The sequence below is a fragment of the Variovorax sp. GW821-FHT10B04 genome (assembly GCF_059415645.1).
This window is the reverse complement of sequence record NZ_JBWKNQ010000010.1, coordinates 22,284-48,627: the sequence shown is the minus strand read 5'-3', so window position 1 is coordinate 48,627 and position 26,344 is coordinate 22,284. Positions and strand designations below refer to the sequence as shown.

The following is a 26,344-nucleotide window of genomic DNA, read 5'->3' as shown; positions in this document are numbered from 1 at the left end:
CTCATGCGTCCGCCATCGAGACAGCGGCTTCCATGTCGACCGCCACGATGCGGGAGACGCCCTGCTCCTGCATCGTCACGCCGATCAGCTGCTCGGCCATCTCCATCGCGATCTTGTTGTGGCTGATGAACAGGAACTGCGTCTCCTTGCTCATGGCCGACACGAGCTTGGCGTAGCGCTCGGTGTTGGCGTCGTCCAGCGGCGCATCGACCTCGTCCAGCAGACAGAACGGCGCGGGGTTCAGCTGGAAGATCGCGAACACGAGCGCGATGGCGGTGAGCGCCTTCTCGCCGCCCGACAGCAGGTGGATGGTCTGATTCTTCTTGCCGGGCGGCTGGGCCAGCACCTGCACGCCGGCGTCGAGGATTTCGTCGCCGGTCATCACGAGCCGGGCGTTGCCGCCACCGAACAGCTCGGGGAACATGCGGCTGAAGTGCTCGTTGACGATCTTGAAGGTGCCGCCGAGCAGCTCGCGCGTCTCGCCGTCGATCTTGCGGATCGCGTCTTCCAGCGTGCCGATGGCCTCGTTCAGGTCGGCCGACTGCGCGTCGAGGAAGGTCTTGCGTTCGCGCGCCACGGCCAGCTCGTCCAGCGCGGCCAGGTTGACGGCGCCGAGCGCGACCACTTCGCGGTTCAGCCGGTCGATCTCGCCCTGCAGGCCGGTCAGCCGCACCTTGTCGGTCTCGATCGACAGCGCCACGGCCTCGAGGTCGGCCTGCGCATCGGCCAGCAACTGCGCGTACTGCTCGAAGCCCAGGCGCGCGGCCTGCTCCTTCAGCTGGAATTCGGTGATGCGCTGGCGCAGCGGATCGAGTTCGCGCTCCAGCGTGATGCGGCGCTCGTCGCTCGCGCGCAGCTTGAGCGTGAGGTCGTCGTACTGGCTGCGCGCGGCGCCCAGCGCGGTCTCGCGCTCGAGCTTCAGCGACAGCGCGTCCTGCAGGCCGGCCTGGGCCGCCGCGTCGGACAGCCGGCCCAGCTCGGCCTGCGCGCGCTCCTGCTCGTCGGCGAGCGACACGGTCTGCTGCGCCGCCGTTTCGATCGCACGGCCCAGCTCGCCACGGCGCGCCTCGACCGAGCGCTGCGTGAAGGTGGCCTCCTGCGCCTGTCGTTCGAGGCCGCGGTGCTGTTCGCGGCTGGCAGTCAACGCGCGGCCGGCCTCGATCACGCGCTCGTCGAGCTGCGCATGGCGCTCCTGGCTGTCGGCCAGTTGCATGTCGAGTTCCTCGAAGCGGCCTTCGGCGGCGATGCGGCGCTCCTGCAGTTCTTCGAGCTGCGCATCGACCTCTTCCAGGTCGGCGCCCAGTTGCTGGCTGCGCGCGCGCGCCTGCTCGGCGAGCTGTGTGAGGCGCAGCGTCTCGACCTGCAAGGTGTGCGCGCGCGATTGCGTGTCGGCGGCTTCCCGCCGTGCCGTCACGAGCCGCTGGGCCGCATCGGCGTAGGCCGCTTCGGCGCGCACCAGGGCCGTCCGCGCCTCGTCGTTGATCAATGTCTGCGCGCGCAACTGGCGTTCGAGGTTCTCGATCTCCTGCGCCCGCGCCAGCAGACCCGACTGCTCGGAATCCTGCGCGTAGAAGCTCACGCTGTGGGCACCGACGGCGTGCCCGCTTTTCACGTAGATGACCTCGCCCGGCTTGAGCTGGGCGCGCTGCGCGAGCGCCTCCTCGAAGCTCGAGGCGGTGTAGCAGCCCTGCAGCCAGTCGCCCAGCAGCGCCTGCTGGCCCGCATCGTTCAGCCGCAGCAGATCGGCCAGCCGCGGCAACGCACCGGCGGCTTGCAGCGCGGCGGCCAGCGGCGGGCTGTAGAACGCGAGCCGGGACGGCGGCGCGTCGTTGCCGAAAGCACGGACCATCTCGAGCCGCGAGACCTCGAGGGCGCCGAGCCGTTCGCGCAGTGCGGCTTCGAGCGCGTTCTCCCAACCCTGCTCGATGTGGATGCGGCTCCACAGGCCCTGCAATCCGTCGAGCCCGTGCCTGGCGAGCCAGGGTGCGAGCTTGCCGTCGGTCTTGACCTTTTCCTGCAGCGCCTTGAGCGCCTCGAGCCGGGCCGAGAACTCGGCATGGCGCGCGCCTTCGGTGTTGACGGCCTGCTGGCGCGTGCGGCGGTCGTCGTCGCGCTGCGGCACGGCCTCCTGCAGATCCTGCAGGCGGGCGTCGGCCTCGGCGGCGGCCTCCTGTGCCGCTTCGTACTGCGACTGCAGGTCGAGCAGGCGGGCCTCGTCGGGCACGGCCAGCGCGTTCTTGTCGCTGCGCAGGCGCTCGCTGCGCTGCGTGAGCTGACGGCTCTGTTCCTCGATGTTGCGCTGGTCGGCCGCCAGCACCTGGATCTGCTGCTGAACCTGCACGACGGCCGTGCGCTGGGTGTTGGCTTCCTGCTGGGCGCGTTGCTGCGCGTCTTCCAGCTCGGGCAGGCGCGCCTCGTGTTCCTCGATCTGCGCAGCGAGCAGTTCGGCCTGCTCTTCGGCATCGACGCCCTGGCCGGCCAGCGCTTCGAGCTCGACCTCGGCATCCTCGCGGCGCGTGCCCCATTGGCCGATCTGCTCGCGCAGCTGGACCAGCCGCGCCTCGACGCGCTGCCGGCCTTCGACCACGAAGCGGATCTCGCCTTCGAGCCGGCCGACTTCGGCGCTCGCCTCGTAGAGCTTGCCCTGCGCCTGGTTGACGTGGTCGCCCGCGCCGTAGTGGGCCTGCCGGATGGTCTCGAGGTCGGCCTCGACGCGGCGCAGGTCGGCGGTACGGGATTCGAGGTCGTTCAGCGCCTTGCCCGCGTCGGCCTGGATCCGCGCCTGGTCGTTCTCGCTCTCGGCACGCTTCAGGAACCAGAGCTGATGCTGCTTCTTCGTGGCGTCGGCCTGCAGCGTGTTGTAGCGCTGCGCCACCTCGGCCTGCTTCTCCAGGCGGTCGAGATTGGCGTTGAGCTCGCGCAGGATGTCCTCGACGCGGGTGAGGTTCTCGCGCGTGTCGCCGAGCCGGTTCTCGGTCTCGCGGCGGCGCTCCTTGTACTTCGACACGCCGGCCGCTTCTTCGAGGAACAGGCGCAGTTCCTCGGGCTTGGATTCGATGATCCGGCTGATCGTGCCCTGGCCGATGATGGCGTAGGCGCGCGGCCCGAGGCCGGTGCCGAGGAACACGTCCTGCACGTCGCGGCGGCGTACCGGCTGGTTGTTGATGTAGTAGCTGCTGGTGCCGTCGCGCGTGAGCACGCGGCGCACCGCGATCTCGGCGAACTGCGACCACTGGCCGCCCGCGCGGTGGTCGGCGTTGTCGAACACCAGTTCGACGCTCGACCGGCTGGCCTGCTTGCGCGTGGTCGTGCCGTTGAAGATCACGTCCTGCATCGATTCGCCGCGCAGTTCGCTGGCGCGCGATTCGCCGAGCACCCAGCGAACGGCGTCCATGATGTTCGACTTGCCACAGCCGTTCGGCCCCACGACCCCGACCAGTTGGCCCGGCAACAGGAAGTTGGTGGGTTCGGCAAACGACTTGAAGCCGGAGAGCTTGATGGAATTGAGACGCACGAGTGGTCGTTCCGTCCTGGCGCGAACGCCAAGGTATTGATTTGTAAGGAAAACGCACGCCGGATGGCGGCCGCCCGAGGCTCACGATGATAACGTGAGCTCCCCGGCGCAGTCGCCCTGCGCCGCCCTCTCGCAGACCCTTGCCACAAGCCCGCGAATCCAGGCGGCCAGCCGGCCGAAGAAGCCGCCTGCGTCGGCCCATCCGTCACGAAGCCGCACCTAGAATCCGCGAGCCCTTCTCCATTCCCAACCTTCCAGGTAACACATGAGTTCCATCAATTTCATCGGCGGCGAAAAAGGTGGCGTCGGCAAGTCGGTCACATCGCGGGTGCTGGCGCAGTACTTCATCGACCACAGCCGCCCCTTCACCGGCTTCGACACCGACCGCTCGCACAGTTCCTTCACGCGCTTCTACGAAGGCTTCGCGTCGCCGGTGGTGGTCGACAGCTACGAAGGCCTGGACACCGTCGTGAACGGCTTCGAGTCGAACCCCGGCCAGAGCGTGATCGTCGACCTCGCCGCGCAGACGCTCGCACCGCTGTCGCGCTGGATCAAGGAGTCGGAGCTGTTCGACGTGTTTGCCGAACTCGGCGTCGCCGTCAATTTCTGGCACGTGCTGGACGACGGCAAGGATTCGAGCGACCTGCTCGGCACGCTGGTCGACACCTTCGGCAAGCGCCCGAACTACGTGGTGGTGCAGAACTACGGCCGCGGCAGCGACTTCGGCCTGCTGCTCGCCTCGTCCGCGCTGGCCAAGGCCACGGAGAACGGTGCCCGCGTGATCACGCTCCCGCGCCTGCACGAGGCCAGCATGCGCAAGATCGATGCGCACAACAGCAGCTTCTGGAAGGCCGTGAACGACCGCGAAGGCCCGCATGCACTCGGCCTGCTGGAGCGCCAGCGCGTGAAGAGCTGGCTGGCGACCTGCTACGCCGCGTTCGACACGCTGCCGCTGTAATCAGGTTCGGGCAGCCTCGAGCAGCCAGCCCCGGAAGGCCTGCATCGCCGCACCCTCCGGTTTCGATTTGAGGCGGGTGAGCCAGTAGCCGCCGTTCTGCGTCGCGATGCCGAAGGGCTGCACCAGCCGGCCCTGGCGAACTTCCCGCGAGAACATGCCGACCGGCAACAACGCGACACCGGCGCCTTGCGCAACGGCCTCGGCCATCGTCAGCGACGAATCGAACACGGCGCCGCGGACCACCGGGCATTCGACTCCCGCGGCTGCAAACCAGACCGCCCACTCGTCGCTGCGGTAGGAGCGCAGCAGCGTCGCGCCGTGCAAGTCCGCCGGCCGTTGCAGCCCGGCGGCCAGCGCCGGCGCGCACATCGGCGACATGGGCGAGGCCATCAGCGCCTCGGCCTCGGTGCCATGCCATGCGCCGTCGCCGAAACGGATCGCATAGTCCAGCCCCTCGCCCGCGATGTCGACCCGGTTGTTGTGCGTGAACAGCCGCAGGTCGACGAAGGGATGCAGTTGCTGGAAATCCTGCAGGCGCGGCATCAGCCAGCCGACGGCGAAAGTACCGACCACACCCACCGTCAGCACCTCGCGCGCCCGACCTTCGCCGAACTGCGCCAGCACGCTCGAAATGCGGGCGAAGGACTGCGCCAGCACCGGCAGCAGCGCAGCGCCCTCGTCGGTCAGCACCAGGCCGCGCGGCAGGCGACGGAACAACGGCGCGCCGATGCGCGCCTCCAGATTCTTCACGTGCTGGCTCACGGCCGTCTGGGTGACATGGAGTTCGAGCGCGGCCCGCGTGAAGCTCAGGTGGCGCGCCGACACTTCGAAAGCGCGCAGGGCATTGAGTGGAAGCTGCATGTCGTGATCCTCGAGCCCCGGATTTTCTTATGGCTCGGCTGCTTTCTTTGCATTGGATTGCGTGCACCGCAATCGGTATGGTCCAGGCTCCCGAATCACCACTTCACAAGGAAAAGAATGCAGAGACGCACGTTCGCCCTGGCGCTGGGCAGCAGCCTGGCCAGCCTCGCGACCACCACCCAAGCCAAGAAATCCGATGGCACCGAAGGCATCGCCAAGGCCATTGCAGCGGCGGAAGCCGCGAGCGGTGGCCGACTGGGTGTGTGCATCCTCGACACGGCGAACGGCCGGCGCGTCGGGTATCGCGCCGACGAGCGCTTCCCGATGTGCAGCACCTTCAAGCTGCTGGCTGCAGCCTGCGTGCTGCAGCGCGTCGACGCGGGGCGCGAGCAACTCGCGCGGCCGATCGCCATCGCCCGCTCGGCGATCCTTCCGCACTCGCCGCTGACGGAGCCGCGCGTCGGCGGACGCATGACGATGGCCGAGCTGTGCGAAGCAGCCATCACGCAAAGCGACAACGCCGCCGCCAACCTGATGCTGGCCAGCTTCGGCGGACCGGCCGGCCTGACGCGCTACATCCGCGGACTGGGCGACAAGGTGACGCGCCTCGACCGCAACGAACCCACGCTGAATGAAAGCACGCCCGGCGACCCGCGCGACACGACCACGCCGGCCGCCATGCTCGGCTTGCTGCAGGCGCTGCTGATCGGCAAGGCCTTGAGCCCGGCGTCGCGCGATCAATTGAGGGATTGGCTGCTGGCCAACCAGACCGGCGAGGGCCGGCTGCGTGCACGCTTGCCTGCGGGCTGGCGGGTGGGAGACAAGACGGGCTCCGGCGCGCACGGCAGCCACAACGATGTCGGCATCGTCTTCCCGCCCGGACGGCCACCGCTGCTGGTCGCGACCTATCTCACGCAGACCGCAGCGCCGATGGAACAGCGCAATGCGACGCTGGCGGCGGTTGGCGCACTGCTTCCGACGCTGGCCGGCGCCTGACGACCCGACGAGGCCGCAGGCAGCCGCGCGGACCGGCTCAGCGCGCCCGCTTGAACAGCAGGACGAGCAGCAGCAGCCCGAAGCCGACGAAGCAGATGAAAGACCAGTTCGCGATCGACAGGCCGAGGAAGGTCCAGTCGATCTGCGAGCAGTCGCCGCCGCCGCGGAAGATCATCGGCAGCGCGCGCTTCAGCGGGAAGGTCTCGATCATCCCGTAGAGGTCGCGGCCGCAGGAGACGACTTCCGGCGGATACCACTGCAGCCAGCTCTGCTGGGCTGCGGTGTAGGCGCCGCCGACCGCGGACACCAGCGCCAGCAACATGCCGACAACCTGCAGGCCGCGACGTGCGGTCGCGCTGCCGATGGCCGTGAAGATCGCCACCAGCACCAGCGCGTAACGCTGGACGATGCACATCGGGCAGGGCTCGAGGCCGACGACGTGCTGCAGGTACATGCCGAAGGCCAGCATGAGCACACAGGCGAGACAGATCAGGGCCAGCGCGCGACGCGGCGCGGAGAAATACCAAGAGATCAAGGAGACACCCAGTCTTCGACGAACACCCTGGCCTTGCGCGGCGTGGCAACGACGGTGTCGCCTTCCTTCAAGCCCAGGTCCCGGAACTGTTGCGCAGGGAGTTGCGCTTCGATGATGGTCCCGGTCGCTGGATTATCTGGATTCGTTTCGGTGGGCTCAAGTTCCAGCCGCGCGATCGGGCCGACCACGATGGCACGCGACAGCGTCGCGACGATGCCCGCCGGCCTGTCGCCAACCGCACCGGCCACGTAGCGCTCGACTTCCAGGTCGTGCGGGCGCACGTAGGCCAGCGCGCGGCTGTCCTTGACCTGGCTGTGTTCCGGCGCATCGATGCGGATGCCCTGCACGCTGACCTCGCCATCGCGCGCACGTCCCTGGAACAGGTTCACGTCGCCGAGGAAGCCATAGACGAAGGGGCTGGCCGGATGGTCCCAGACCTCCTGCGGCGAGCCGACCTGTTCGATCTGCCCCTTGTTGATCACCACCACGCGGTCGGCCACTTCAAGCGCCTCTTCCTGGTCGTGGGTGACGAAGATCGACGTGACGTGCAGCTCGTCGTGCAGGCGGCGCAGCCAGCGGCGCAGTTCCTTTCGCACCTTGGCGTCGAGTGCGCCGAAGGGTTCGTCGAGCAGCAGCACCTTCGGCTCGACGGCCAGCGCACGGGCCAGCGCGATGCGCTGGCGCTGGCCGCCCGAGAGCTGCGACGGATAGCGGTCCCCGAGCCAGTCGAGCTGCACCAGCTTCAGCAGGTCGGTCACCTTCTTCTTGATCTGCACGTCGCTCGGGCGCTCGCTGCGCGGCTTCACGCGCAGGCCGAAGGCCACGTTCTCGAACACGGTCATGTGGCGGAACAGCGCGTAATGCTGGAACACGAAGCCGACGCCGCGCTCGCGCACGTGCACGTCGGTCGTGTCCTCGCCGGAGAACAGGATGCTGCCCTGGTCGGCCGTCTCCAGGCCCGCGATGATGCGCAGCAGCGTGGTCTTGCCGCAGCCCGAGGGGCCGAGCAGCGCGACCAGCTCGCCCGATTCGACATCGAGATTGACGTTGTTCAGCGCGCGGAAGTCGCCGAACTGCTTGCTGACGTTGCGGATTTCAATGCTCATGGTTCTGTTCTCTCAAGCCACGGCCGGCGGACGTTCCGGGGGCAGTTCGGCAATGGCCTTCATCTCGCGCTCGTGGCGCCATTCGATCACTGACTTGATCACCAGCGTGACCAGCGCCAGGATGGCCAGCAGCGACGCGACGGCGAACGCAGCCACCGACTGGTATTCGTTGTAGAGCACCTCGACGTGCAGCGGCATGGTGTTGGTCTGGCCGCGGATGTGGCCCGACACCACCGACACCGCACCGAACTCGCCCATGGCGCGCGCATTGCACAGGATCACGCCGTACAGCAGGCCCCACTTGATGTTGGGCAGCGTCACGCGCGAGAAGGTCTGCCAGCCGGTGGCGCCGAGCACGATCGCAGCCTGCTCCTCGTCGGTACCTTGCGCCTGCATCAGCGGAATCAGTTCGCGCGCGATGAAGGGGAAGGTCACGAACACGGTCGCCAGCACGATGCCGGGCACGGCGAAGATGATCTTGATGTCGTGGGCCTGCAGCCAGGGGCCGAACCAGCCTTGCGCGCCGAACACGAGCACGTAGATCAGGCCCGCCACGACCGGCGACACCGCGAAGGGCAGATCGACCAGCGTCGTCAGGATGGCCTTGCCGCGGAACTCGAACTTGGCGATGGCCCAGGCCGCCGCCACGCCGAACACGAGGTTCAGCGGCACGGCGATGGCCGCCGTGATGAGCGTCAGGACGATGGCGCTCCAGGCGTCGGGTTCCTGCAGCGCGGCGAGGTAGGCACCGAAGCCCTTGCGCAGTGCCTCGGCCGCGACCGCGGCCAGCGGCAGCACGAGGAACAGGAACATGAACAGCAGCGCCAAGCCGATCAGCGTGCGGCGGACCCAGGGTGCCTCGGTGGTGCCGGCCTTCGCGCGGCGGGTATTGCGGGTTGGGGACGTGCTCATCTCATGCCTCCGAGCGTCGCCGCTTCCAGCCCTGCAGGCCGTTGATCACGAGCAGCAGCAGGAACGAGATCACCAGCATCACCAGGGCCACCGCGGTCGCGCCGGCGTAGTCGTATTGCTCCAGCTTGCCGATGATGATCAGCGGCGTGATCTCGGAAATCATCGGCATGTTGCCGGCGATGAAGATCACCGAGCCGTACTCGCCGACGGCCCGCGCGAACGCCATCGCGAAGCCGGTCAGCAGCGCGGGAGCGATCGACGGCAGGATCACCTTGGTGAAGGTCTGCAGCCGCGTCGCGCCGAGGCTGCTGGCCGCTTCTTCGAGTTCTTTCTCCGTGTCCTCGAGCACGGGCTGCACCGTGCGCACGACGAAGGGCAGCCCGATGAAGATCAGCGCGATCACGATGCCCGCCGGCGTGAACGCCAGCTTGATGCCGTGGGGCTCGAGGAACTGGCCGACCCAGCCGTTGCCGGCCAGCAGCGCGGTCAGCGAAATACCGGCGACGGCCGTCGGCAACGCAAACGGCAGGTCCACCAGCGCATCGACGATGCGCTTGCCCGGAAACTTGTAGCGCACCAGCACCCACGCGACCAGCAGCCCGAACACCAGATTGACGAGCGCTGCGATCAGCGAGGCGCCGAACGTCAGCCGGTAGGACGCCATCACGCGCGGCGAAGTCACCGCCACCCAGAAGTGGTCCCAGGTCATCGTGAAGGTCTTGAAGACCAGCGCCGACAGCGGGATCAGCACGATCAGGCTCAGGTACAGCAGCGTGTAGCCGAGTGTCAGATTGAAGCCCGGCAGCACCCTCTTGGAGGCGCCCCGGGCTCCCGCACGCGAAAGCGGCGCTGCCGCGGACGACAGCGCCGATGAAGTGGCACCGGCCATTACTTGGCGCCGGGGGTGTACAGCTTGTCGAACTGGCCGCCGTCGTTGAAGTGCACCTTCTGCGCTTCACCCAGGCCGCCGAACAGTTCCTGCACGGTGAAGAGCTGCACCGGCTTGAAGGTGCTGGCGTATTTCTTCAGCACGGCCGGCGAACGCGGACGCAGCGCATGCTTGGCAGCGATTTCCTGTGCCTCGTCGGAATAAAGGTAGTCGAGGTAAGCCTTGGCGAGTTCGCCGGTGCCCTTCTTGGCGGTCGTGCGTTCGACGACGGCCACCGGGTTCTCGGCCAGCACGCTGATCGACGGGTACACCGCATCGACCTTGCCGGCGCCGAATTCACGGTCGATCGACAGCACTTCGGATTCGAAGGTGATCAGCGCGTCGCCGATGTTGCGTTGCAGGAAGGCCGTGGTCGCGTCGCGGCCGCCGCGTGCCAGCACCGGCACGTTCTTGAACAGCTTGCCGACGAACTCCGCGGCCTGCGCGTCGGTGCCGCCCTTCTTCTTCACGTAGCCCCAGGCGGCCAGGTAGGCGTAGCGGCCGTTGCCGCCGGTCTTGGGGTTGACCACCACGACCTGCACGCCCGGCTTGATCAGGTCGTCCCAGTCCTTGATGCCCTTCGGATTGCCGTTGCGCACCAGGATCAGCATGGTCGACGTGGTCGGCGATGCATCGTTCGGGAAGCGCTTGTTCCAGTCCTTGGCGACCACGCCGGTGTTCGCGAGGAAGTCGATGTCGGTGGTGGTGTTCATCGTCACGACGTCGGCATCGAGGCCATCGGCCACGGCACGCGCCTGGGCGCTCGAACCGCCATGGGACTGATCGACCTTGACGTCCTTGCCGGTCGTCTTCTTGTAGTTCGCCACGAAGGCGGCGTTGTAGTCCTTGTAGAACTCGCGGGCCACGTCGTACGAGGCGTTCAGCAGCGTGTTGCTTTGCGCAAAGCCCGAAGCGCTTGCGAGCATGGCGAGGCCGGCGAGAAGGATCTTGGTTCTGGAAATCATAGGGTTGCCAAAGGTTCGATGGAAGTACGGCGGGCCAGCAGCGACGCCGGCTCGTCCGTCAGCGACTGGAGCAGTGCCAGGCCGAGCGGCCAGTCCCCATGCCCCGAGTCGATGTTGATGTGGCCCGCATTCTGCATGCGGACGAATTCGCTGCCCCAGGCGCGGGCGTAGGCGCCGGCCAGTCTCACAGGACAGAACGGGTCGTTGCTGCTTGCAACCACGATGCTGCGGTAGGGCAGTTTCGCATAGGGCACCGGCGCGAAATCGGACAGCACGGCGCGGCGCTCGGGGTCGGCCGGGGCCACCAGCAGCGCACCGGCGATGCGTGCCGTGGCGGCTTCGCCCAGGTGCGTCGTGGCGATGCAGCCGAGGCTGTGCGCGGCGATCACGACAGGGCCGTCCTGCGCGAGCACCAGCCTCTCGAGCGCGGACACCCAGGCGTTGCGTGTCGGCGTGACCCAGTCGTCCTGCACCACGCGCAGCGCGCCCGGAATGCCCTCTTGCCACAGGCTCTGCCAGTGGCCCGGGCCCGAGTCGCGCCAGCCTGGAACGATGACGACCGTTGCGTTCACTGCGCCGCGTTCACTTGTTCGGCTGCGGCGTGACGCGCAGGTAGGGGCGCACGACCTTGTAGCCCTTCGGGAAACGTTCGGCGATCTCGGCCGGGTCCTGCAGCGACGGGATGATGACGACGTCGTCGCCGTCTTTCCAGTTCGCCGGCGTCGCGACCTTGTGGCTGTCGGTCAGCTGCAGCGAGTCGATCACGCGCAGGATCTCGTCGAAGTTCCGGCCGGTGCTGGCCGGGTAGGTCAGCGTGGTGCGCACCACGTGCTTCGGATCGATGATGAACACGCTGCGAACGGTGGCGGTGGCCGATGCGTTCGGGTGGATCATGTCGTACAGCGACGCCACCTTGCGGTCCGCATCCGCGAGGATCGGGAAGTTGACGGTGGTGTTCTGCGTCTCGTTGATGTCGGCGATCCAGTCCTTGTGCTTGTCGACCGGGTCGACGCTCACGGCGATCGGCTTGACGCCACGCTTGGCGAATTCGGTCGCGAGCGCTGCGGTCTTGCCGAGTTCGGTGGTGCAGACCGGCGTGAAGTCGGCGGGGTGCGAAAACAGGACAACCCATGAATTACCAGCCCATTCGTGGAAGCTGATGGAGCCTTCGCTCGAGTCCTGGGTGAAGTCGGGTGCGGTGTCGCCGAGTCGCAATGTCGCCATGGTCGTTCCTTGAATGGAGTCAGAGGCTGCGATTGTGGGAACAAGCCTTTCATCGGCAAACGAATATCTACTTGTTTGGTTATGGTGCTTTGCGCATAAGGGGCGGGTGCGCCGGGCACTCCTTCATCGGTGCGAGCGCGTGCGGCTCGTCGCCATTCAGATGCTCGGCGAAGAAATCGATCAGCAGCCGCACCGCCGGAACGAGCGCGCGACGCGGCGGATACATCGCATGCGTGATGCCGGGCGGTGGCCCCCAGCCGGGCAGCACCTCGACCAAGGTGCCACTCTTGACCTCGGCACGGCACATGTAGTCGGGCAGCACCGAGGCGCCGACGCCGTGCACCACCGCGAACTTCAGCGTGAGCAGATCGTCGACCACGTAGCGCGGCTCGTGCGCGTGCACCCAGGTCGCACCGTCCGGCCCGTGCAGCGTCCAGCTGGCGCGGCCGTCGGCGGCGGACATGCCGATGGCATCGAGACGCTTCAGGTCTTCCGGCGTCTGCACCGAGCCCTGGCGCTGCAGCAGGTCGGCGCTCGCCACCAGGATGCCGCGGCTGGTGCCGAAGCTGCGCGCAGCCAGCGTGGCGCTGTCCTCGATCACCGGACGCACGCGCAGCGCGATGTCGACGCCCTCTTCCACCGGATCGACCGGCCGGTTCAGCACCCGCATTTCGACCCGAACGCCCGGATGGCGCCGCATGAAGATCGGCAACAGAGGCCCGACGCTGCTTTGTGCCAGCGTCACCGGGCAGCTGATGCGCACGGTGCCGCGCGGTTCGGTCTGCACCTGCGAAACCGCCTCGGCCGCGGCTTGCGCCGCATCGCGCATGGCACTGCTGTGGCGCAGGTAGAGCTCGCCGGCCGGCGTCAGGGACAGGCTGCGTGTACTGCGCTGCAGCAGTTGCACGCCGAGCCGCGTCTCCAGATCGGCCACACGACGCGACAACCGCGACTTCGGCACGCCGAGCGCGCGGCCCGCCGCAGCGAAACCGCCACGCTCCGCGACCTCGGCAAAGAACACCATGTCGTTCAGATCCTGCATATCTACCTTATCGCTGGCGCCTGATTCACACCATGAACAGGACGATCAGTCGCGATTCTAGGGAGTTATCGGAAGTTCGTTCCAAAAATAGAATCAACCCATCGTCCGTTCCGGACGCACTGTTCCAACAAGGATTTCCATCATGAAGCTGCTGCAAGTCGATTCGAGCGTCCTGGGTACCAACTCCGTGTCGCGCCAACTCACCGCCGAGATCGTGGCCGCCTGGCGTGCCGCCAACCCCGGCATCACCGTCGATTACCTCGACGTCGCCGCGAACGCCCCGAGCCACTTCGGCGCCGACGCCCTCGGCATCAAGGTCGGCGTGCAAGCCGAGCCGACGCCCGCACAGGCCGCCGAGAACGCCGTGTCGGAAGCGCTGGTGAACCAGTTCCTGGCCGCCGACGTGATCGTGGTGGGCGCACCGCTCTACAACTTCTCGGTTCCGAGCCAGCTCAAGGCCTGGATCGACCGCCTGGCGCAAGCCGGCCGCACCTTCAAGTACACCGAGAAGGGCCCGATCGGCCTGGCTGGCGGCAAGACCGTGATCGTCGCCTCGACCCGTGGCGGCCTGTACTCGACGTCCGAAGGCGGCCAGGCCATGGAACATCAGGAAAGCTACCTGAAGGTCGTGTTCGGCTTCTTCGGCATCACCGACGTGCGCATCGTTCGCGCCGAAGGCCTGGCCATGGGCGAAGCGGCCAAGGCCGCGGCCCTCGAAACGGCCCGTGCGCACATCGCCACCGCCGTGAAGCCGGCAGTGGCCGAAGCCGTCGCAGCCTGACCGCACCGCGGGCTTCGCGCCCGCATGCACCATTGGAAAAGCAAAAAGCCCGCGAATGCGGGCTTTTTCGTGGGCGCCGCACGGGCGCATGCGCACTTCAGGCGTTATGGATCTTGACCCAGGCGACGTACTTGTCGACCCAGCCCTGCAGGAATTTCTTCGTGCCTTCGTTGCCGATATGGCCCTTGTCATCGAACAGGTCTTCCTTGTTCTGGATGAAGGCTTCCGGCTGGCCCAGCGTGGGCACATCGAGGTAGGCCAGCACGTTGCGCAGATGCTGCTGCGCCAGCGCCGTGCCGATCGCCCCGACCGACACGCCGATCACGCCGGCCGGCTTGCCGCCCCAGACGCTCTGACCGTAGGGGCGCGATGCATGGTCGATCGCATTCTTGAGCACGCCCGGGAACGAGCGGTTGTATTCGGGCGTGACGAACAGCAGGCCCTGCGCCGCCGCGATCTCGCTCTTCAACCGCTTCACCGGGGCGGCCTGGTTGCCGTCGTCGTCCTGGCTGTACAGCGGCAGATCGCTGATGTCGACGTGCTCGAAGGTGAAGTCCGAGGGCGCAAGGTGCGCAAGGGCGAGCGCGAGCTTGCGGTTGAAGGAATCCTTGCGCAGGCTGCCGATGACGACGGCGATCTTGTACTGGCTCATTCGAATCTCCATGGAACAGTTGGATGGCCGGTCATTATGGAAAGCTTTGAAAGGCCGTGCATCGGCGGATCGCCGCGGACCGGGGCATCATGGCCCATCCCATTTCCGGAGCAAGACAAGCATGCGATTCCTGTTCGTTGGCGCGGGTGCGCTCGGCGGTTATTTCGGCGGACGGCTGATCGAGGCCGGCCGCGACGTCACCTTCCTGCTGCGCGCCCGGCGCGCGGCGCAGATCCAGCGCACGGGGCTGGTGGTCCGCAGCCCGGTCGGCGACCTGCAATTGCCCGCACCGCCCCATCTGCTGTCCGAGCAGTTGAGCGAACCCTTCGACGTGGTCGTGGTGGGCTGCAAGGCCTACGACCTCGAAGAGACGATGAACTCGTTCGCGGCGGCCGTCGGGCCGAACACGATGATCCTGCCGCTGCTCAACGGCATGCAGCACGTCGACCGCCTGGTCGAGCGCTTCGGCAGCGACAAGGTGCTCGGCGGCCTGTGCATGATCTCCGCCACGCTCGATGCCGACGGCACGGTGCTGCACCTGAACCCGATGCATGGACTGACCTACGGCGAGCGCGACGGCTCGCGGTCGAAGCGCATCGATGCGTTGCGTGCCGAATTCGACGGCGCGAAATTCGACGCCACCGCCAGCGACGACATCCTCCAGGCCATGTGGGAGAAGTGGGTGTTCATCGCTTCGGCCGCCGGACTCACCAGCCTGATGCGCGCATCGGTCGGCGACATCATCGCGGCGGGCGGCCGCGACGTGGCGCTGTCGATCTTCGACGAGTGTGCCGCCATCGCCGCACACAACGGCCACGCCCCGCGGGCCGCGGCGGTCGAGCGCGGCCACGCGATGCTCACGGCCACCGGTTCGCCGATGACGGCGTCGATGTACCGCGACATCCAGTTGAACGCCGCCGTCGAGGCCGACCACATCCTGGGCGACCTGCTGGGCCGCGCCGCGCCGGCCGCCGCCGGTGCGGGCCCGTCCGTGCTGCGCACGGCCTACGTGCACCTGAAGACCTACGAGGCGCAGCGCGCACGGCTCGCGGCCGGATAGCGAGACCGCGCACGCCCGAGCCGGGCGGCGCGCCGCTCAGGCCGCGCCCAGCGCCTTCTCGATCTGCTGCTGCAGGTGCGCCAGCCCGAAGGACACGTCGCAGAACTCGCCGTTCAGGAAGAAGGTCGGCGTGGCCCGCACGCGCAAAGCCACGGCGCCCTGCATCTGTTCCTGCACGCGCTGCAGGTAGACGTGGTCGCGGAGTTCGTTCTCGAAGCGCGGGATGTCCAGCCCGAGCTGCTCCGCATAGCTCTTGAGGTGCGCCGCACTCAGATGCTGCTGATGGGCGAAGAGCAGATCGTGAAAGGCCCAGAACTGCCCCTGGGCACCCGCCGCCTCGGCGGCTTCGGCGGCCAGCTCCGCGTGCGGATGCACTTCGCGCAACGGGAAATGCCGGAACACGAAGCGCACCTGCGACCCGAAGCGGTCGCGCAATATCTTCACGGCCGGATGCGCCTGCCCGCAGGACGGGCATTCGAAGTCGCCGTACTCGATGAGCGTGACCCGGGCGGTCGCCGGGCCGAGCACGTGGTCGGTGGCCGCATCGGGCACCAGCAAGGGATGGATGGGGGCAGTCATGGGTTCTCCAGAGAAATCGTCACTCGGTCACTCAGTATGGGCACGTGCGCGCAGCCTGTCCGCGAGCAGGGCCAGGGCCTCTTCAGCCGACGCGGCGATGTGCGCCGACCGCGTCAACATCAGGTTGAGCCGCTGCCCCAGGCCTTCGACCATCGTGCCGCTCGCACATTCGCGCAGGACGCCCGACGCATCGCGCTCGCACGCCACGGCCGACGACACGCGCTGCGCATACGTCGGCTCCGGCACGTTGTATGCGACCACCGGCTTGCCCAGCGCAGCCGCGAAGCCGACCTCGAAGGCGGTGCCCGAATCCGGCTCGTGGCCTCGAAAGCTGGCAAGGTTGGCAATGACGCCATCGGCATCGCGAATCAGCGCGACATTGCCTTCGTAGATGCGCTGGGCGAGCACGTCGTCGCTGCCGACGAAGCCTGCCGACAAGCCGCCGTCCGACGGCGGTACGCCGACCAGGCCGAGGCGCTCGCACGCGGTCATCAGTCGGCGGAACACGGCCTCGCTCTCGCGAAAGAAGACGTCGGGCCCCGCCAGGTAGATCCGTGGCCGCCGGCCGCGAGGCGAAACGTCATGCGGCATCAGCTCTCCCGGTGACAGACCGCCTCGACGTTGTACCCGTCGGGGTCCAGCACGAAGGCCGCGTAGTAGTTCGCGTGGTAGTGCGGCCGCAAGCCCGCTGCCCCGTGATCGGTTGCGCCGGCGGCCATCGCAGCCCGGTGGAATGCGTCGACCTGCGCGCGGTTCATGGCACGAAATGCGATGTGGCTGCGCGGCGTCATCGGCGTCGTGGCGGTGAGCCAGAAATCGCCGGCCGGGTCGTCGCCAGGCTGCAGGTCGCGTGCACCGAAGCCGACCGCCTCGTCGAACGCTCGCAGCACGACGTAGCCCAGCGGCGCCAGCGCGGCCTCGTAGAACGCGCGGCTTGCGGCGAGATCGGCGACGAAGATGCCGGTGTGATCAATCATGTTCTTCCCCTCGCAAAAGGCAGCGCGGCAGGGGCTGCCGCACGCATCCGCCACTGTAGCAACCCGTCAGCGCACGCGGCGGAAAGTGAGGTTGTAGCGAAGCGCACCGGTGGCCGGGTGGACGCCCTGCGCCAACGTGTCGATGCCATGGAAGTTGAGGCGGGACGGGCCGCCCCAGACGACCACGTCGCCATGCACCAGCGGCAGCCGATGCGGCCGAACGGCGCGCGTGGCGCCGCCCCAGAGAAAAGTCGCCGGCAGGCCCAGCGACACCGAGACGATCGGCTCGTCCAGGTTGCGTTCGTCGCGGTCCTGGTGGAGCGACAGCTTCGAGCCCGGCACGTAGCGGTTGACGAGGCAGGCCTGCGGCCGGAAATCCGCAAAACCTGCATGCGCCGCAGCGCGAGCCGCGAGGCCCTTGAACACTTCCGGCATCGCCGGCCATGGCCGACCGCTTTCGGGATCGCAGGGCTCGTAGCGGTAGCCGGTCCGGTCGCTGACCCAGCCGGCCTCGCCGCAGTTGGTCATGGCCACCGACATGCGCAGGCCGCCTGGCGTGACCAGGTGGCGAAAAGGCGCGTCCCGTGCGATGTCCGCCACGGCCACCAGCAGCGCGGCATCGATGTCGCGGGCAAAGCCGCCGAGCTTCAGCGCGCCGGGCGCGAGCGGCAGATCGTCATCCGCATCGTCGAACAGGTTCATGGGTTCATGAGTTCATGGGGATGGCATCATCCGGGGAACAGGGCGTTCGCATTCTGAACGCCGCACAACATCAAGGAAGTCTCGGACATGGGCGCGCAGTGGAAAGCAAAACACAAGGACCTCGCGGCGAATGCCAAGGGCCGGTTGTTCGGAAAGCTGGCCAAGGAAATCATGATCGCCGCGCGCAGCGGTGCCGACCCGGCGTCGAACTCGAAGCTGCGGCTGGTGGTCGAGCAGGCACGCAAGGTGTCGATGCCCAAGGACACCCTGGACCGCGCCATCAAGAAGGGTGCCGGCCTCTCGGGCGACGCGGTGAACTTCGAGCACGTGATCTATGAAGGTTTCGCGCCGCACCGCGTGCCGCTGATGGTCGAATGCCTGACCGACAACGTGAACCGCACCGCGCCCGAGATGCGCGTGCTGTTCCGCAAGGGCCAGCTCGGCACCTCCGGCTCGGTGGCCTGGGACTTCGACCACCTGGGCATGATCGAGGCCGAGCCATCGGCGGCCGGCGCCGACGCCGAACTCGCCGCGATCGAGGCCGGCGCGCAGGACTTCGAGCCCGGCACGGAAGACGGCACGACGCTGTTCCTGACCGACCCGGCCGACCTCGACCTCGTGAGCCGCGCCCTGCCCGCCCACGGCTTCACCGTGCTGGCCGCGAAGCTCGGCTACAAGGCGAAGAACCCGGTCGATCCGGCCAGCCTGAGCGCCGAGGCGCTGGAAGAAGTCGAGACCTTCCTCGCAGCCATCGACGCGAACGACGACGTGCAGAACGTGTTCGTGGGCCTGGCCGGCTGACGCCGCGGCCAAGACGCCGCAGCGAACGGCGCTAGCGGCGGCGTCGCACCTTGGCCGGCGCACGTGGCGGCATGCCGAGCGCCGCACGCGCGAGCGCGTCGGCCTCGCCGTTGCGATGCTGCGGAATCCATTGCAATTGCACGCTGTCGAAGGAAGCGATCAGCGCGCGCGCTTCGTCGAACAGCGCAGCCAGCCTGGCGATCGGCCGGGCCGGCGGATCGCTCAGCTGCGCCACGATCACGCTGTTGTCCGAATGCACGCGCAGTGCCCTGGCGCCCTGCTGCCTGAGCTGGACCAGCGACGCCATCAGCGCCCGCAACTCGGCCTCGTTGTTGCAGCCGTGCAGCGAAGGAGATTCGGACAAGGTCCGGCGTGCACCGTCGGGCGCGACGATCACCGCGCCCAGCCCGATGCGGCCCGGATTCGGTACCGCACTGCCGTCGCAATGCACCGTCCAGACTTCAGTCGCAGGGATTGCCATGCGGCTTGTTCTGCAGGCTGGCCTGCGTCACGCTCGCACCGGCCGGCACATGGCTGGTCACCCAGACGTTGCCGCCGATGGTCGCGCCCTGCCCCAGCGTGACGCGCCCGAGGATCGTCGCGCCCGCGTAGATCACCACGTCGTCTTCCACCACCGGATGGCGCGGCAGGCCTTTCTGGAGATTGCCTTCGGCGTCCGTCGGGAAGCGCTTGGCACCCAGCGTCACGGCCTGGTACAGCCGCACGCGCTCGCCGATGACGGCGGTCTCGCCGATCACGACGCCCGTGCCGTGGTCGATGAAGAAGCTCGCGCCGATCTGCGCGCCCGGATGGATGTCGATGCCGGTCAGGCCATGCGCACGCTCGGCCACGATGCGCGCCAGCAGCGGCAGTTCGAGCCGGTACAGCTGGTGCGCCATGCGGTGGTGGATCATGGCGCGCACGCCGGGGTAGCACAGCAGCACCTCGTCGACGCTGCGCGCGGCCGGGTCGCCATGGAAGGCGGCCAGCACGTCGGTGTCGAGCAGGCTGCGGATGCCGGGCAACGCCGTGGCGAAGGCACGGATGCGGCGCTGCGCCTCGGCACTCAGCGCGGCCAGTTCGGCCGGCGTGTGCCGGCGTTCATGCCGAAGTTCGAGCGTGGCCTGCGCGTGCAACTGGTGCAGCGCGGCGTCGAGCGTGTGGGCGACGTAGAAATCCTCGCTCTCCTGGCGCAGATCGGTCGGGCCGAGGCGCATCGGAAAGAGCGCGCCGGTGAGCGCCTCCACCACCTCGCCGACCACGTCGCGCGACGGCAGCTCGCGCTCGCCGCCTTCCTGCACGCGCCGCTGCGACTCGCGCCAGTCGCGCCGCACCTGGTGCAGCGCACCCACGATCTCGTCCACCTGGAAGCCTGTCGTCATCGCGTGCCTCTTTCTCTCGTTTTCTCTGGAAAACGCGGAGCATCGCACCAAACGAAAGACTCTGCGCCAGTGGGCCCGTCAGGCCCCTGGCGCGGTCTGCAGCCGGCTTACTGCAGGAAGGCCGGCTTGGCGTAGCCCGGGAACTTGCTATCGACCACGGCCTTGAACTCGTTCGAGTGGAAGGCCTCGGCGATGTCCTTGGCCCACTGCGTGTCCTTGTCGGCACGCTTCACGGCGACCACGTTCAGGTAGTGGTCGGGCGTCTTTTCGAGCGCCACCGCACCGGTCAGCTTCAGGCCCGACGAGATCGCGAAGTTGCCGTTGATGATGGCGTACTCGGCATCACCCAGCGTGCGCGGCAGCTGGGCGGCCTCGAGCGGCAGCAGCTTCAGCTTGCGCGGGTTCTCGGCGATGTCCTTTTCCGACGCGCGGATCGGGTCGATTCCGGGCTTCAGCGTGATCAGCTTGTTCTGTTCGAGCAGCAGCAGCGCGCGCGCCAGGTTGCTCGGATCGTTCGGCAGCGTGATGCGGTCGCCTTCCTTGGCTTCGGCCAGCGTCTTGCGGGTGTTCGAGTACACGCCCATCGGTGCAATCGGGCCTTGCACCAGGTCGACGAGGTCGAGCTTCTGATCGGCCGCGAACTTCTTCAGGTAGACCAGATGCTGGAAGAAATTGGCGTCGAGCGAACCTTGCGCCAGCGCGAGGTTCGGCTGCACGTAATCGTTGAACTCGACCAGCTTGACCTTGTAGCCCTTCTTCTCGAGCAGCGGCACGATGCCGGACTTGAGCTGGTCGGTGTTCGAGCCGGCGGTGCCGCCGATCACGAGTTCCTTCTTAGTGGCCGGCTGGGCCTGGGCCTGCAGCGAGAGGCCGCCGAAGGACAGCGCGACGAGCGACAGGGCGAGAACGGAACGGCGGAGCATGGTGTTTTTCATGGAAGCGGAAAGGACTTGGAGGAAAAGAGGATCAGCGCTTGTCGAGACGGCGCGCCGTCGTGTTGCCGACGAACTGGAGGATCTGCACCAGCACCACGAGCAGCGCCACGGTGAGCACCATCACGTCGGTCTGGAAGCGGTAGTAGCCGTAGCGGATGGCCAGGTCGCCGATGCCGCCACCGCCGACCACGCCGGCAATGGCGGAGTACGACAGGAAGCTCACCGACAGCACGGTCAGCGCCAGCACCAGGCCGGAACGCGCCTCGACCAGCAGCACGCGCCAGACGATCTGCAGTTCCGACGCGCCCATGGCATGGGCCGCCTCGATGACGCCGCGCGGCACTTCGCGCAGGCACTGGTCGACCAGCCGCGCGAAGTACGGGATCGCCGCCACGGACAGCGGCACGGCCGCGGCCAGCGGGCCGATCGAGGTGCCGGCGATGACCCGCGTGAGCGGCACCATCGCGACCAGCAGGATGATGAAGGGGAACGAACGGACCGTGTTCACGAACCAGTTCAGCACCAGGAAAGCCGGCTTGTTGGCCAGCGACTGCCCCGGGCCGAGCAGGAACAGCAGGATGCCCAGCGGGCCGCCGATCAGCACCGCGGCCGACAGGCCGATCGCCAGCATCAGGAAGGTCTGGCCGATGGCGGTCCAGAGCTCGGGAAGGATGGGGATGATGTTTTCAAACATAGCTGATCTCCGAAGCGCCAGCACCTGCGCCGGCGTCGGCCTGCGCAGCGGCGGCTTCGCGCGCGTCGCGCACGCGGCGGCGCAGCAGCGTGTCGAGTTCGCGGCCCAGCGCGGAGGTGCGCGGCACCTCGCTCGGTGCGTCGACGGCGAACTGCTCGATCACGCGGCCCTTTTCGAGGATGGCGACGTGGCGGCACAGCACCTCGACCACCGACAGCTCGTGCGTCACGATCACGATCGTCACGCCGATCTTCTGGTTGATCTCGCGCAGCGTCTCGAGCAGCGAGCGCGTGGTCTCGGTGTCGAGTGCGGAGGTGGGCTCGTCGCACAGCAGCACCTGCGGGCGCGGCGCGAGCGCACGGGCGATCGCCACGCGCTGCTTCTGTCCGCCCGAGAGTTGCGCCGGGTAGGTGTCGATCTTCTCGCTCAGGCCGACCAGCGCCAGGCATTCGCGCACGCGCGCATCGATCTCGGCCCGCGAGTGGCGGCCATGGATCTTCAGCGGGAACGCGACGTTGTCGAACACCGTGGCGTTCTGCAGCAGGTTGAACTGCTGGAACACCATGCCGATGTTCTGGCGCGTGTCCCGCAGTTCGCTGCGCGACAGCGTCATCAGGTCGCGGCCACCCACGAACACCTGGCCCGAATCGGGACGCTCGAGCAGGTTGATGAGGCGCAGCAGCGTCGACTTGCCCGCGCCGCTGGTGCCGATCAGGCCGAACACGTCGCCCTGGGCGATGTCGAGCGACACGGTTCGCACCGCGTCGAACACCTCGCCACTGGGCAGGGCAAATGACTTCTGGACGGACTGGAGACGAATCACGGGGCCGTCGGGCCGCGTGGCGGGAGGAGAAGAGCTCATGGAGAAATGGTCAGTGGCACGGTGCGCGGTAGGCGCTCCAGGTGCCGGGTGGCGAGTATGTGAACGATCGCCACAAAAGGGAACGAACAAATCGGGCAGTGCTTATATTGTAAAAAACATAAGCAGCGCCCGAAGCGGTCGTTCCGTGCGCAGTTCGGCAGGCCTCCTCGGCAGAGGCCTCGGCGCGCGCGCCGCCGCTCAATCCGGTGCGGCACCCTTGTCGAAGAAACGGTTGGCCGGCCGCGGCAGCCCGAGGTTCTCGCGCAGCGTGCGGCCTTCGTATTCGCGGCGGAAGATGCCGCGGCGCTGCAGTTCCGGCACGACCTTGTCGACGAAATCGTCGAGCCCGCCCGGCAGCCACGGGAACATCACGTTGAAGCCGTCGCTGGCCTCCGTCTCGAGCCATTCCTGCATCTCGTCGGCGATCGACTGCGGCGTGCCGACAAAGGCCTGGCCGCCATAGCCGCCGAGCCGCTGCGCCAGCTGGCGCACGGTCAGGCCTTCGCGGTGGGCGAGTTCGATCGTGCGCTCGCGGCTGCTCTTGCTCGCATTGGTCTCGGGGATCGGGGGCAACGGCGCGTCGGGGTCGAACTTCGACGCGTCGTGGCCCAGCGCTATCGACAGCGACGCGATCGCGCTGTCGTAATGCACGAAGCTGTCGAGCCGCGCGCGGATCGCATGTGCCTCTTCCACCGTGTCGCCGACCACGACGAAGGCGCCGGGCAGGATCTTCAGGTGATCGGGCTCGCGCCCCAGCGCACGCATGCGGCCCTTGATGTCCGCGTAGAAGCTGCGCGCATTGGCGAGCGAGCCCGGCGCGGAGAACACGACCTCGGCGGTCTCGGCCGCAACTTGCCGGCCGGCCTCGGACGCACCGGCCTGCACGATCACCGGCCAGCCCTGCACCGGCCGCGCGATGTGCAGCGGCCCGCGCACCGACAGGTGCTTGCCCTTGTGGTTCAGCACATGCAGCCGTTCGGTGTCGAAGAACAGGCCGCTCTCGGCGTCGCGCAGGAAGGCGTCATCGGCCCAGCTGTCCCAGAGGCCGGTCACGACGTCGTAGAACTCGCGGGCGCGCGCATAGCGCTCGTCGTGTTCCATGTGGTCGTCGCGGCCGAAGTTGAGCGCGGCGTCGGGGTTCGACGTGGTCACGATGTTCCAGCCGGCGCGCCCTTCGCTCAGATGGTCGAGCGACGCGAAGCGGCGCGCGATGTGGAAGGGCTCGTCGAAGGTGGTCGACGCCGTCGCGATCAGGCCGATGTGCTCGGTGTGCTGCGACAGTGCGGACAGCAGCGTGAGCGGCTCGAAGGACGTCACGGTGTGGCTGCGCTTGAGCGCTTCCACCGGCATGTTGAGCAGCGCCAGGTGGTCGGCCATGAAGAACGCATCGAAGCGCCCGCGCTCCAGTGTCTTGATCAGCTGCGTGAGGCGCGGAAGGCTGAAGTTGGCATCGCGCCACGCGCCCGGATAGCGCCAGGCGCCGGTGTGGATGCTGACGGGGCGCATGAACGCGCCGAGCCGGAGTTGTTTGCTGGAGGCCATCGATGGAGATCCGGAAGAGGGTCGCGGCATTCTGCGGCGATCCCGATGGGCTGGCAGGCTGCAGGTCGAACAGCCACAGCGCGTCCAGGGCCGGGGGCGATGGGTGGTTCCTGCAGCGAAGTCAAGGAGGAGGATCGGGCGCAGGCCGATCCGGGGGACATGAGCGGAAGGAGCCACCCATCGCCCCCGGCCCCGCCGACGTCAGAGCTTGGCGATCGACACTTCCGTCGACTTCACCAGCGCGACCACGTCGGAGCCCGGCTTCAGCTGCAGCTCGTCGACCGAGCGCGTGGTGATCACCGAGGTCACGATGCCCCACGGCGTTTCGACGTCGACTTCGGACACGACGTCGCCGCGGATGATCTCCTTGACCTTGCCCTTGAATTGATTGCGGACGTTGATGGCTTGGATGGACATGAAAAACTCCTTGGGTTGAAAGCGAAAAGATGAATCAGAGCGCCCAGCGAAGGGCGTGCGCGGGGCCGTCGGCCCAGCGCGTGTCGTTGGCGGGATCGCCGCTCTCGGCATCGGGCTTCTGCAGCACGCGGTCGAGGATGCGTTTCTCGATCGCCGCGAACGCCGCGTCGCCCTGCGAGCGCGGGCGTGCCAATGCGATGTTCTCGTCGAGCGCGATGCGGCCGTCCTCGATCAGGATCACGCGGTCGGCCAGCGCCACCGCCTCCTGCACGTCGTGCGTCACCAGCAAGGCCGTGAAGCGATGGCGCTGCCAGAGGTTCTCGATCAGCCGGTGCATCTCGATGCGCGTCAGCGCGTCGAGCGCGCCGAGCGGCTCGTCGAGCAGCAGCAGCCGCGGGTGATGCACCAGCGCACGCGCCAGCGCCACACGCTGCCGCTGGCCGCCCGACAGGCGCGCTGGCCATTCGGCCTCGCGCTCGGCCAGGCCGACCTGCGCGAGCACCTCGCGGCCCCGCTGGCGCAGGTTCGGGGGCAGGCCCAGCGTCACGTTGTCGATCACCCGCCGCCAGGGCAGCAGGCGCGCCTCCTGGAACATGATCCGCGTGTCGTCGTGCAGGCCGTCGATCGCGCGGCCGTCGGTGTACAGCGCGCCGTCGGACGCGGGCTCCAGCCCGGCCACCAGGCGCAGCAGCGTGCTCTTGCCGCAGCCGCTCCGGCCCACGATCGCGATGAACTGGCCGGGCTCGATCTTCAGCTGCGTGTCACGCAGCACCTCGCGCTCGCCGTAACGCTTGTGGACGTGGCGGATCTCGAGCTTCACGCCGCCCGGAATGGCTGGCGCGTCGATCACTGCGCTCATTCGTCAACCTCCGTGCTGCGCACTGCGGTACGAGCTTGCTTGGGGCGGCCCGGCGCTGCGCTCATGATGCAGCTCCCGGCTTGAACAGCGCCACGTCCAGCGCGTCGATCCTGCGCGGCAGCAGCTTCTCGGCGAAGAAGGCATCGGCGATCTTCTGCTGCTCGCCGATGTTGGCCGCCGTCGCGGGGCGCACCGCGTAGCTGCGCCGTTCGTTGGCCTGCTCGACCGTGGCGGCGTCGATGCCCCAGACCGGCGCGAGCAGCGCAGCCGCGTCCTTCGGGCTCTGCTTGACCCACTTGCCGGCCCGGTCGAGCTCGGCGTAGATCACGTTCAGCACGTCGGGCCGCGCCTGGGCGAAGCGCGTCGCCGCGAGGTAATAGCGCTGGTACGACGCGATGCCCGTGCCGTCGGCCAGCACGCGCACGTTCGACTGCCGCTGCGCGGCCGACAGGAACGGGTCCCACACGACCCACGCGTCGATGGCGCCCTTCTCGAATGCCGCGCGGCCATCGGCCGGTGTCAGGTAGGCGGGCTCGACGTCCTTCAGGGACAGGCCGGCCTTCTCCAGCGCGGCGATCAGCAGGTAATGCGCGCCGGCCGCCTTGGCGAAACCGACTTTGCGTCCCTTCAGGTCGGCCACCGATTTCAGCGGCGAGTCGGCCTTCACGACGATCGCCTGCGCGGATGGCGATGGCGCCTCCTGCGCCACGAAGGTCAACTTGGCACCGGCCGCCTGTGCGAACACCGGCACGGTGTCGGCAACGTCGGCGCTGAAGTCGAGGTTGTCGAGGTTCAGTGCCTCCAGCAAGGGCAGCCCGCTGGTGAACTCATGCCAGCTGACCTTGACGCCGAGCGGTGCGAGTTGCTTTTCCAGCGTGCCCTGCGCCTTGAGCACGGCGGTCAGGGTCGACGACTTCTGGTAGCCGATGCGCACGGTCGACGGTGCCGTGCCTTGGGCCGAAGCCAGGCCGCTGCCGATGGCGGCCAGCGATGCCAGTGCGCCGAGCGCATGGCGCCGGCGGAGAACGAATGTGGGATTCATGAAGTGTCTTTCACTCAG

The 26,344-nt window shown here is 67.8% G+C and carries 29 protein-coding genes; 5 read left to right on the top strand and 24 right to left on the bottom strand.

Annotated features, from left to right (window positions below):
- Window position 1: 1 nt before the first annotated feature.
- Entirely contained in the window at window positions 2-3,514 is a 3,513-nt protein-coding gene (gene smc / locus AC07PZ_RS22815) for a chromosome segregation protein SMC (RefSeq protein WP_495297437.1), read from the bottom strand.
- A gap of 265 nt (window positions 3,515-3,779) precedes the next feature.
- Between smc and AC07PZ_RS22810 the strand changes: the two genes are divergently transcribed.
- Window positions 3,780-4,472, top strand: a complete 693-nt coding sequence (locus AC07PZ_RS22810; RefSeq protein WP_495297436.1) for a P-loop NTPase family protein — start codon at window positions 3,780-3,782, stop codon at window positions 4,470-4,472.
- Here the strand turns inward: AC07PZ_RS22810 and AC07PZ_RS22805 are convergent, their stop codons facing one another.
- Window positions 4,473-5,333 (bottom strand): LysR family transcriptional regulator, encoded by an 861-nt coding sequence (locus AC07PZ_RS22805; protein WP_495297435.1) that lies wholly within the window; start codon window positions 5,331-5,333, stop codon window positions 4,473-4,475.
- Window positions 5,334-5,450: 117 nt separating this feature from the next.
- On the opposite strand from AC07PZ_RS22805, the gene bla reads away from it, so the two are divergent.
- Window positions 5,451-6,329, top strand: a complete 879-nt coding sequence (gene bla, locus AC07PZ_RS22800; protein ID WP_495297434.1) for a class A beta-lactamase — start codon at window positions 5,451-5,453, stop codon at window positions 6,327-6,329.
- Between the two features lie 37 nt (window positions 6,330-6,366).
- Here the strand turns inward: bla and AC07PZ_RS22795 are convergent, their stop codons facing one another.
- The 8 genes from AC07PZ_RS22795 to AC07PZ_RS22760 form a co-directional block, all read right to left on the bottom strand.
- Window positions 6,367-6,864: a disulfide bond formation protein B gene (locus tag AC07PZ_RS22795; protein WP_495297433.1), complete on the bottom strand. Its 498-nt coding sequence runs from the start codon at window positions 6,862-6,864 to the stop codon at window positions 6,367-6,369.
- A complete protein-coding gene (locus AC07PZ_RS22790; RefSeq protein WP_495297432.1) occupies window positions 6,861-7,970 on the bottom strand; it encodes a sulfate/molybdate ABC transporter ATP-binding protein in 1,110 nt (369 codons plus the stop codon). Before AC07PZ_RS22790 ends, AC07PZ_RS22795 begins: the two co-directional genes overlap by 4 nt.
- A 12-nt stretch (window positions 7,971-7,982) precedes the next feature.
- Window positions 7,983-8,882, bottom strand: coding sequence for a sulfate ABC transporter permease subunit CysW (cysW, locus tag AC07PZ_RS22785; RefSeq protein ID WP_495297431.1), 900 nt, complete (start codon window positions 8,880-8,882; stop codon window positions 7,983-7,985).
- Window position 8,883: 1 nt separating this feature from the next.
- Complete coding sequence (cysT, locus tag AC07PZ_RS22780; RefSeq protein ID WP_495297430.1) at window positions 8,884-9,771, bottom strand: sulfate ABC transporter permease subunit CysT; 888 nt, start codon at window positions 9,769-9,771, stop codon at window positions 8,884-8,886.
- Window positions 9,771-10,775: a sulfate ABC transporter substrate-binding protein gene (locus AC07PZ_RS22775; protein WP_495297429.1), complete on the bottom strand. Its 1,005-nt coding sequence runs from the start codon at window positions 10,773-10,775 to the stop codon at window positions 9,771-9,773. The genes cysT and AC07PZ_RS22775 overlap by 1 nt, the downstream gene beginning before the upstream one ends.
- Entirely contained in the window at window positions 10,772-11,347 is a 576-nt protein-coding gene (locus AC07PZ_RS22770; RefSeq protein WP_495297428.1) for an RBBP9/YdeN family alpha/beta hydrolase, read from the bottom strand. Before AC07PZ_RS22770 ends, AC07PZ_RS22775 begins: the two co-directional genes overlap by 4 nt.
- Before the next feature lie 10 nt (window positions 11,348-11,357).
- Window positions 11,358-11,999, bottom strand: a complete 642-nt coding sequence (locus AC07PZ_RS22765; protein ID WP_495297427.1) for a peroxiredoxin — start codon at window positions 11,997-11,999, stop codon at window positions 11,358-11,360.
- A gap of 79 nt (window positions 12,000-12,078) precedes the next feature.
- Entirely contained in the window at window positions 12,079-13,041 is a 963-nt protein-coding gene (locus tag AC07PZ_RS22760) for a LysR family transcriptional regulator (RefSeq protein ID WP_495297426.1), read from the bottom strand.
- A gap of 142 nt (window positions 13,042-13,183) precedes the next feature.
- On the opposite strand from AC07PZ_RS22760, the gene AC07PZ_RS22755 reads away from it, so the two are divergent.
- A complete protein-coding gene (locus tag AC07PZ_RS22755) occupies window positions 13,184-13,822 on the top strand; it encodes an FMN-dependent NADH-azoreductase (protein WP_495297425.1) in 639 nt (212 codons plus the stop codon).
- 97 nt (window positions 13,823-13,919) lie between these two features.
- On the opposite strand, the gene AC07PZ_RS22750 is transcribed toward AC07PZ_RS22755, so the two are convergent.
- Window positions 13,920-14,474: an NADPH-dependent FMN reductase gene (locus tag AC07PZ_RS22750; RefSeq protein WP_495297424.1), complete on the bottom strand. Its 555-nt coding sequence runs from the start codon at window positions 14,472-14,474 to the stop codon at window positions 13,920-13,922.
- 121 nt (window positions 14,475-14,595) lie between these two features.
- Between AC07PZ_RS22750 and panE the strand changes: the two genes are divergently transcribed.
- On the top strand, window positions 14,596-15,534 hold the full coding sequence (gene panE / locus AC07PZ_RS22745; protein WP_495297423.1) for a 2-dehydropantoate 2-reductase: 939 nt from the start codon (window positions 14,596-14,598) through the stop codon (window positions 15,532-15,534).
- 36 nt (window positions 15,535-15,570) lie between these two features.
- On the opposite strand, the gene AC07PZ_RS22740 is transcribed toward panE, so the two are convergent.
- From AC07PZ_RS22740 to alkB, 4 genes are all read right to left on the bottom strand, one after another.
- Complete coding sequence (locus tag AC07PZ_RS22740; protein WP_495297422.1) at window positions 15,571-16,113, bottom strand: DsbA family protein; 543 nt, start codon at window positions 16,111-16,113, stop codon at window positions 15,571-15,573.
- A gap of 27 nt (window positions 16,114-16,140) precedes the next feature.
- Complete coding sequence (locus AC07PZ_RS22735; RefSeq protein ID WP_495297421.1) at window positions 16,141-16,704, bottom strand: nucleoside 2-deoxyribosyltransferase; 564 nt, start codon at window positions 16,702-16,704, stop codon at window positions 16,141-16,143.
- Entirely contained in the window at window positions 16,704-17,090 is a 387-nt protein-coding gene (locus AC07PZ_RS22730) for a VOC family protein (RefSeq protein ID WP_495297420.1), read from the bottom strand. Before AC07PZ_RS22730 ends, AC07PZ_RS22735 begins: the two co-directional genes overlap by 1 nt.
- 66 nt (window positions 17,091-17,156) lie before the next feature.
- Complete coding sequence (gene alkB, locus AC07PZ_RS22725; protein WP_495297419.1) at window positions 17,157-17,792, bottom strand: DNA oxidative demethylase AlkB; 636 nt, start codon at window positions 17,790-17,792, stop codon at window positions 17,157-17,159.
- A gap of 87 nt (window positions 17,793-17,879) precedes the next feature.
- Here alkB and AC07PZ_RS22720 point away from each other — a divergent pair, with 87 nt between their 5' ends.
- The gene (locus AC07PZ_RS22720; RefSeq protein WP_495297418.1) at window positions 17,880-18,593 is read left to right on the top strand and encodes a YebC/PmpR family DNA-binding transcriptional regulator; all 714 of its coding nucleotides are present in this window, start codon (window positions 17,880-17,882) and stop codon (window positions 18,591-18,593) included.
- A 31-nt stretch (window positions 18,594-18,624) separates the two neighbouring features.
- Here the strand turns inward: AC07PZ_RS22720 and AC07PZ_RS22715 are convergent, their stop codons facing one another.
- The 9 genes from AC07PZ_RS22715 to AC07PZ_RS22675 all read right to left on the bottom strand — a co-directional run bounded on the left by AC07PZ_RS22715 (window position 18,625) and on the right by AC07PZ_RS22675 (window position 26,326).
- On the bottom strand, window positions 18,625-19,074 hold the full coding sequence (locus tag AC07PZ_RS22715) for a ribonuclease HI family protein (protein ID WP_495297417.1): 450 nt from the start codon (window positions 19,072-19,074) through the stop codon (window positions 18,625-18,627).
- Entirely contained in the window at window positions 19,055-19,975 is a 921-nt protein-coding gene (epsC, locus tag AC07PZ_RS22710; protein WP_495297416.1) for a serine O-acetyltransferase EpsC, read from the bottom strand. Before epsC ends, AC07PZ_RS22715 begins: the two co-directional genes overlap by 20 nt.
- A gap of 107 nt (window positions 19,976-20,082) precedes the next feature.
- The gene (locus tag AC07PZ_RS22705) at window positions 20,083-20,898 is read right to left on the bottom strand and encodes a MetQ/NlpA family ABC transporter substrate-binding protein (RefSeq protein ID WP_495297415.1); all 816 of its coding nucleotides are present in this window, start codon (window positions 20,896-20,898) and stop codon (window positions 20,083-20,085) included.
- 43 nt (window positions 20,899-20,941) lie between these two features.
- Complete coding sequence (locus AC07PZ_RS22700) at window positions 20,942-21,604, bottom strand: methionine ABC transporter permease (RefSeq protein ID WP_495297414.1); 663 nt, start codon at window positions 21,602-21,604, stop codon at window positions 20,942-20,944.
- Window positions 21,597-22,466, bottom strand: coding sequence for a methionine ABC transporter ATP-binding protein (locus AC07PZ_RS22695; protein WP_495297413.1), 870 nt, complete (start codon window positions 22,464-22,466; stop codon window positions 21,597-21,599). Before AC07PZ_RS22695 ends, AC07PZ_RS22700 begins: the two co-directional genes overlap by 8 nt.
- Window positions 22,467-22,664: 198 nt before the next feature.
- Window positions 22,665-24,008: an LLM class flavin-dependent oxidoreductase gene (locus AC07PZ_RS22690; protein WP_495297412.1), complete on the bottom strand. Its 1,344-nt coding sequence runs from the start codon at window positions 24,006-24,008 to the stop codon at window positions 22,665-22,667.
- Between the two features lie 201 nt (window positions 24,009-24,209).
- Window positions 24,210-24,425, bottom strand: a complete 216-nt coding sequence (locus AC07PZ_RS22685; protein ID WP_183026473.1) for a TOBE domain-containing protein — start codon at window positions 24,423-24,425, stop codon at window positions 24,210-24,212.
- Window positions 24,426-24,459: 34 nt separating this feature from the next.
- Entirely contained in the window at window positions 24,460-25,284 is an 825-nt protein-coding gene (locus AC07PZ_RS22680) for an ATP-binding cassette domain-containing protein (RefSeq protein WP_495297411.1), read from the bottom strand.
- Window positions 25,285-25,345: 61 nt separating this feature from the next.
- Complete coding sequence (locus AC07PZ_RS22675) at window positions 25,346-26,326, bottom strand: aliphatic sulfonate ABC transporter substrate-binding protein (protein WP_495297410.1); 981 nt, start codon at window positions 26,324-26,326, stop codon at window positions 25,346-25,348.
- Window positions 26,327-26,344 lie beyond the last annotated feature (18 nt).

Excerpts from the sequence above, each read along its gene's own strand:
- AC07PZ_RS22765 (WP_495297427.1), bottom strand. The coding sequence starts at position 11,999 with ATGGCGACATTGCGACTCGGCGACACCGCACCCGACTTCACCCAGGAC.
- AC07PZ_RS22730 (WP_495297420.1), bottom strand. The coding sequence starts at position 17,090 with ATGATTGATCACACCGGCATCTTCGTCGCCGATCTCGCCGCAAGCCGC.
- cysT (WP_495297430.1), bottom strand. The coding sequence starts at position 9,771 with ATGGCCGGTGCCACTTCATCGGCGCTGTCGTCCGCGGCAGCGCCGCTT.
- AC07PZ_RS22685 (WP_183026473.1), bottom strand. The coding sequence starts at position 24,425 with ATGTCCATCCAAGCCATCAACGTCCGCAATCAATTCAAGGGCAAGGTC.
- AC07PZ_RS22675 (WP_495297410.1), bottom strand. The coding sequence starts at position 26,326 with ATGAATCCCACATTCGTTCTCCGCCGGCGCCATGCGCTCGGCGCACTG.
- AC07PZ_RS22775 (WP_495297429.1), bottom strand. The coding sequence starts at position 10,775 with ATGATTTCCAGAACCAAGATCCTTCTCGCCGGCCTCGCCATGCTCGCA.
- AC07PZ_RS22680 (WP_495297411.1), bottom strand. The coding sequence starts at position 25,284 with ATGAGCGCAGTGATCGACGCGCCAGCCATTCCGGGCGGCGTGAAGCTC.
- AC07PZ_RS22810 (WP_495297436.1), top strand. The coding sequence starts at position 3,780 with ATGAGTTCCATCAATTTCATCGGCGGCGAAAAAGGTGGCGTCGGCAAG.
- bla (WP_495297434.1), top strand. The coding sequence starts at position 5,451 with ATGCAGAGACGCACGTTCGCCCTGGCGCTGGGCAGCAGCCTGGCCAGC.
- AC07PZ_RS22720 (WP_495297418.1), top strand. The coding sequence starts at position 17,880 with ATGGGCGCGCAGTGGAAAGCAAAACACAAGGACCTCGCGGCGAATGCC.
- AC07PZ_RS22715 (WP_495297417.1), bottom strand. The coding sequence starts at position 19,074 with ATGGCAATCCCTGCGACTGAAGTCTGGACGGTGCATTGCGACGGCAGT.
- AC07PZ_RS22700 (WP_495297414.1), bottom strand. The coding sequence starts at position 21,604 with ATGTTTGAAAACATCATCCCCATCCTTCCCGAGCTCTGGACCGCCATC.
- AC07PZ_RS22790 (WP_495297432.1), bottom strand. The coding sequence starts at position 7,970 with ATGAGCATTGAAATCCGCAACGTCAGCAAGCAGTTCGGCGACTTCCGC.
- alkB (WP_495297419.1), bottom strand. The coding sequence starts at position 17,792 with ATGAACCTGTTCGACGATGCGGATGACGATCTGCCGCTCGCGCCCGGC.
- cysW (WP_495297431.1), bottom strand. The coding sequence starts at position 8,882 with ATGAGCACGTCCCCAACCCGCAATACCCGCCGCGCGAAGGCCGGCACC.
- AC07PZ_RS22755 (WP_495297425.1), top strand. The coding sequence starts at position 13,184 with ATGAAGCTGCTGCAAGTCGATTCGAGCGTCCTGGGTACCAACTCCGTG.
- panE (WP_495297423.1), top strand. The coding sequence starts at position 14,596 with ATGCGATTCCTGTTCGTTGGCGCGGGTGCGCTCGGCGGTTATTTCGGC.
- AC07PZ_RS22805 (WP_495297435.1), bottom strand. The coding sequence starts at position 5,333 with ATGCAGCTTCCACTCAATGCCCTGCGCGCTTTCGAAGTGTCGGCGCGC.
- AC07PZ_RS22750 (WP_495297424.1), bottom strand. The coding sequence starts at position 14,474 with ATGAGCCAGTACAAGATCGCCGTCGTCATCGGCAGCCTGCGCAAGGAT.
- AC07PZ_RS22735 (WP_495297421.1), bottom strand. The coding sequence starts at position 16,704 with ATGCCGCATGACGTTTCGCCTCGCGGCCGGCGGCCACGGATCTACCTG.
- AC07PZ_RS22740 (WP_495297422.1), bottom strand. The coding sequence starts at position 16,113 with ATGACTGCCCCCATCCATCCCTTGCTGGTGCCCGATGCGGCCACCGAC.
- AC07PZ_RS22695 (WP_495297413.1), bottom strand. The coding sequence starts at position 22,466 with ATGAGCTCTTCTCCTCCCGCCACGCGGCCCGACGGCCCCGTGATTCGT.
- AC07PZ_RS22760 (WP_495297426.1), bottom strand. The coding sequence starts at position 13,041 with ATGCAGGATCTGAACGACATGGTGTTCTTTGCCGAGGTCGCGGAGCGT.
- AC07PZ_RS22705 (WP_495297415.1), bottom strand. The coding sequence starts at position 20,898 with ATGCTCCGCCGTTCCGTTCTCGCCCTGTCGCTCGTCGCGCTGTCCTTC.
- AC07PZ_RS22690 (WP_495297412.1), bottom strand. The coding sequence starts at position 24,008 with ATGGCCTCCAGCAAACAACTCCGGCTCGGCGCGTTCATGCGCCCCGTC.
- epsC (WP_495297416.1), bottom strand. The coding sequence starts at position 19,975 with ATGACGACAGGCTTCCAGGTGGACGAGATCGTGGGTGCGCTGCACCAG.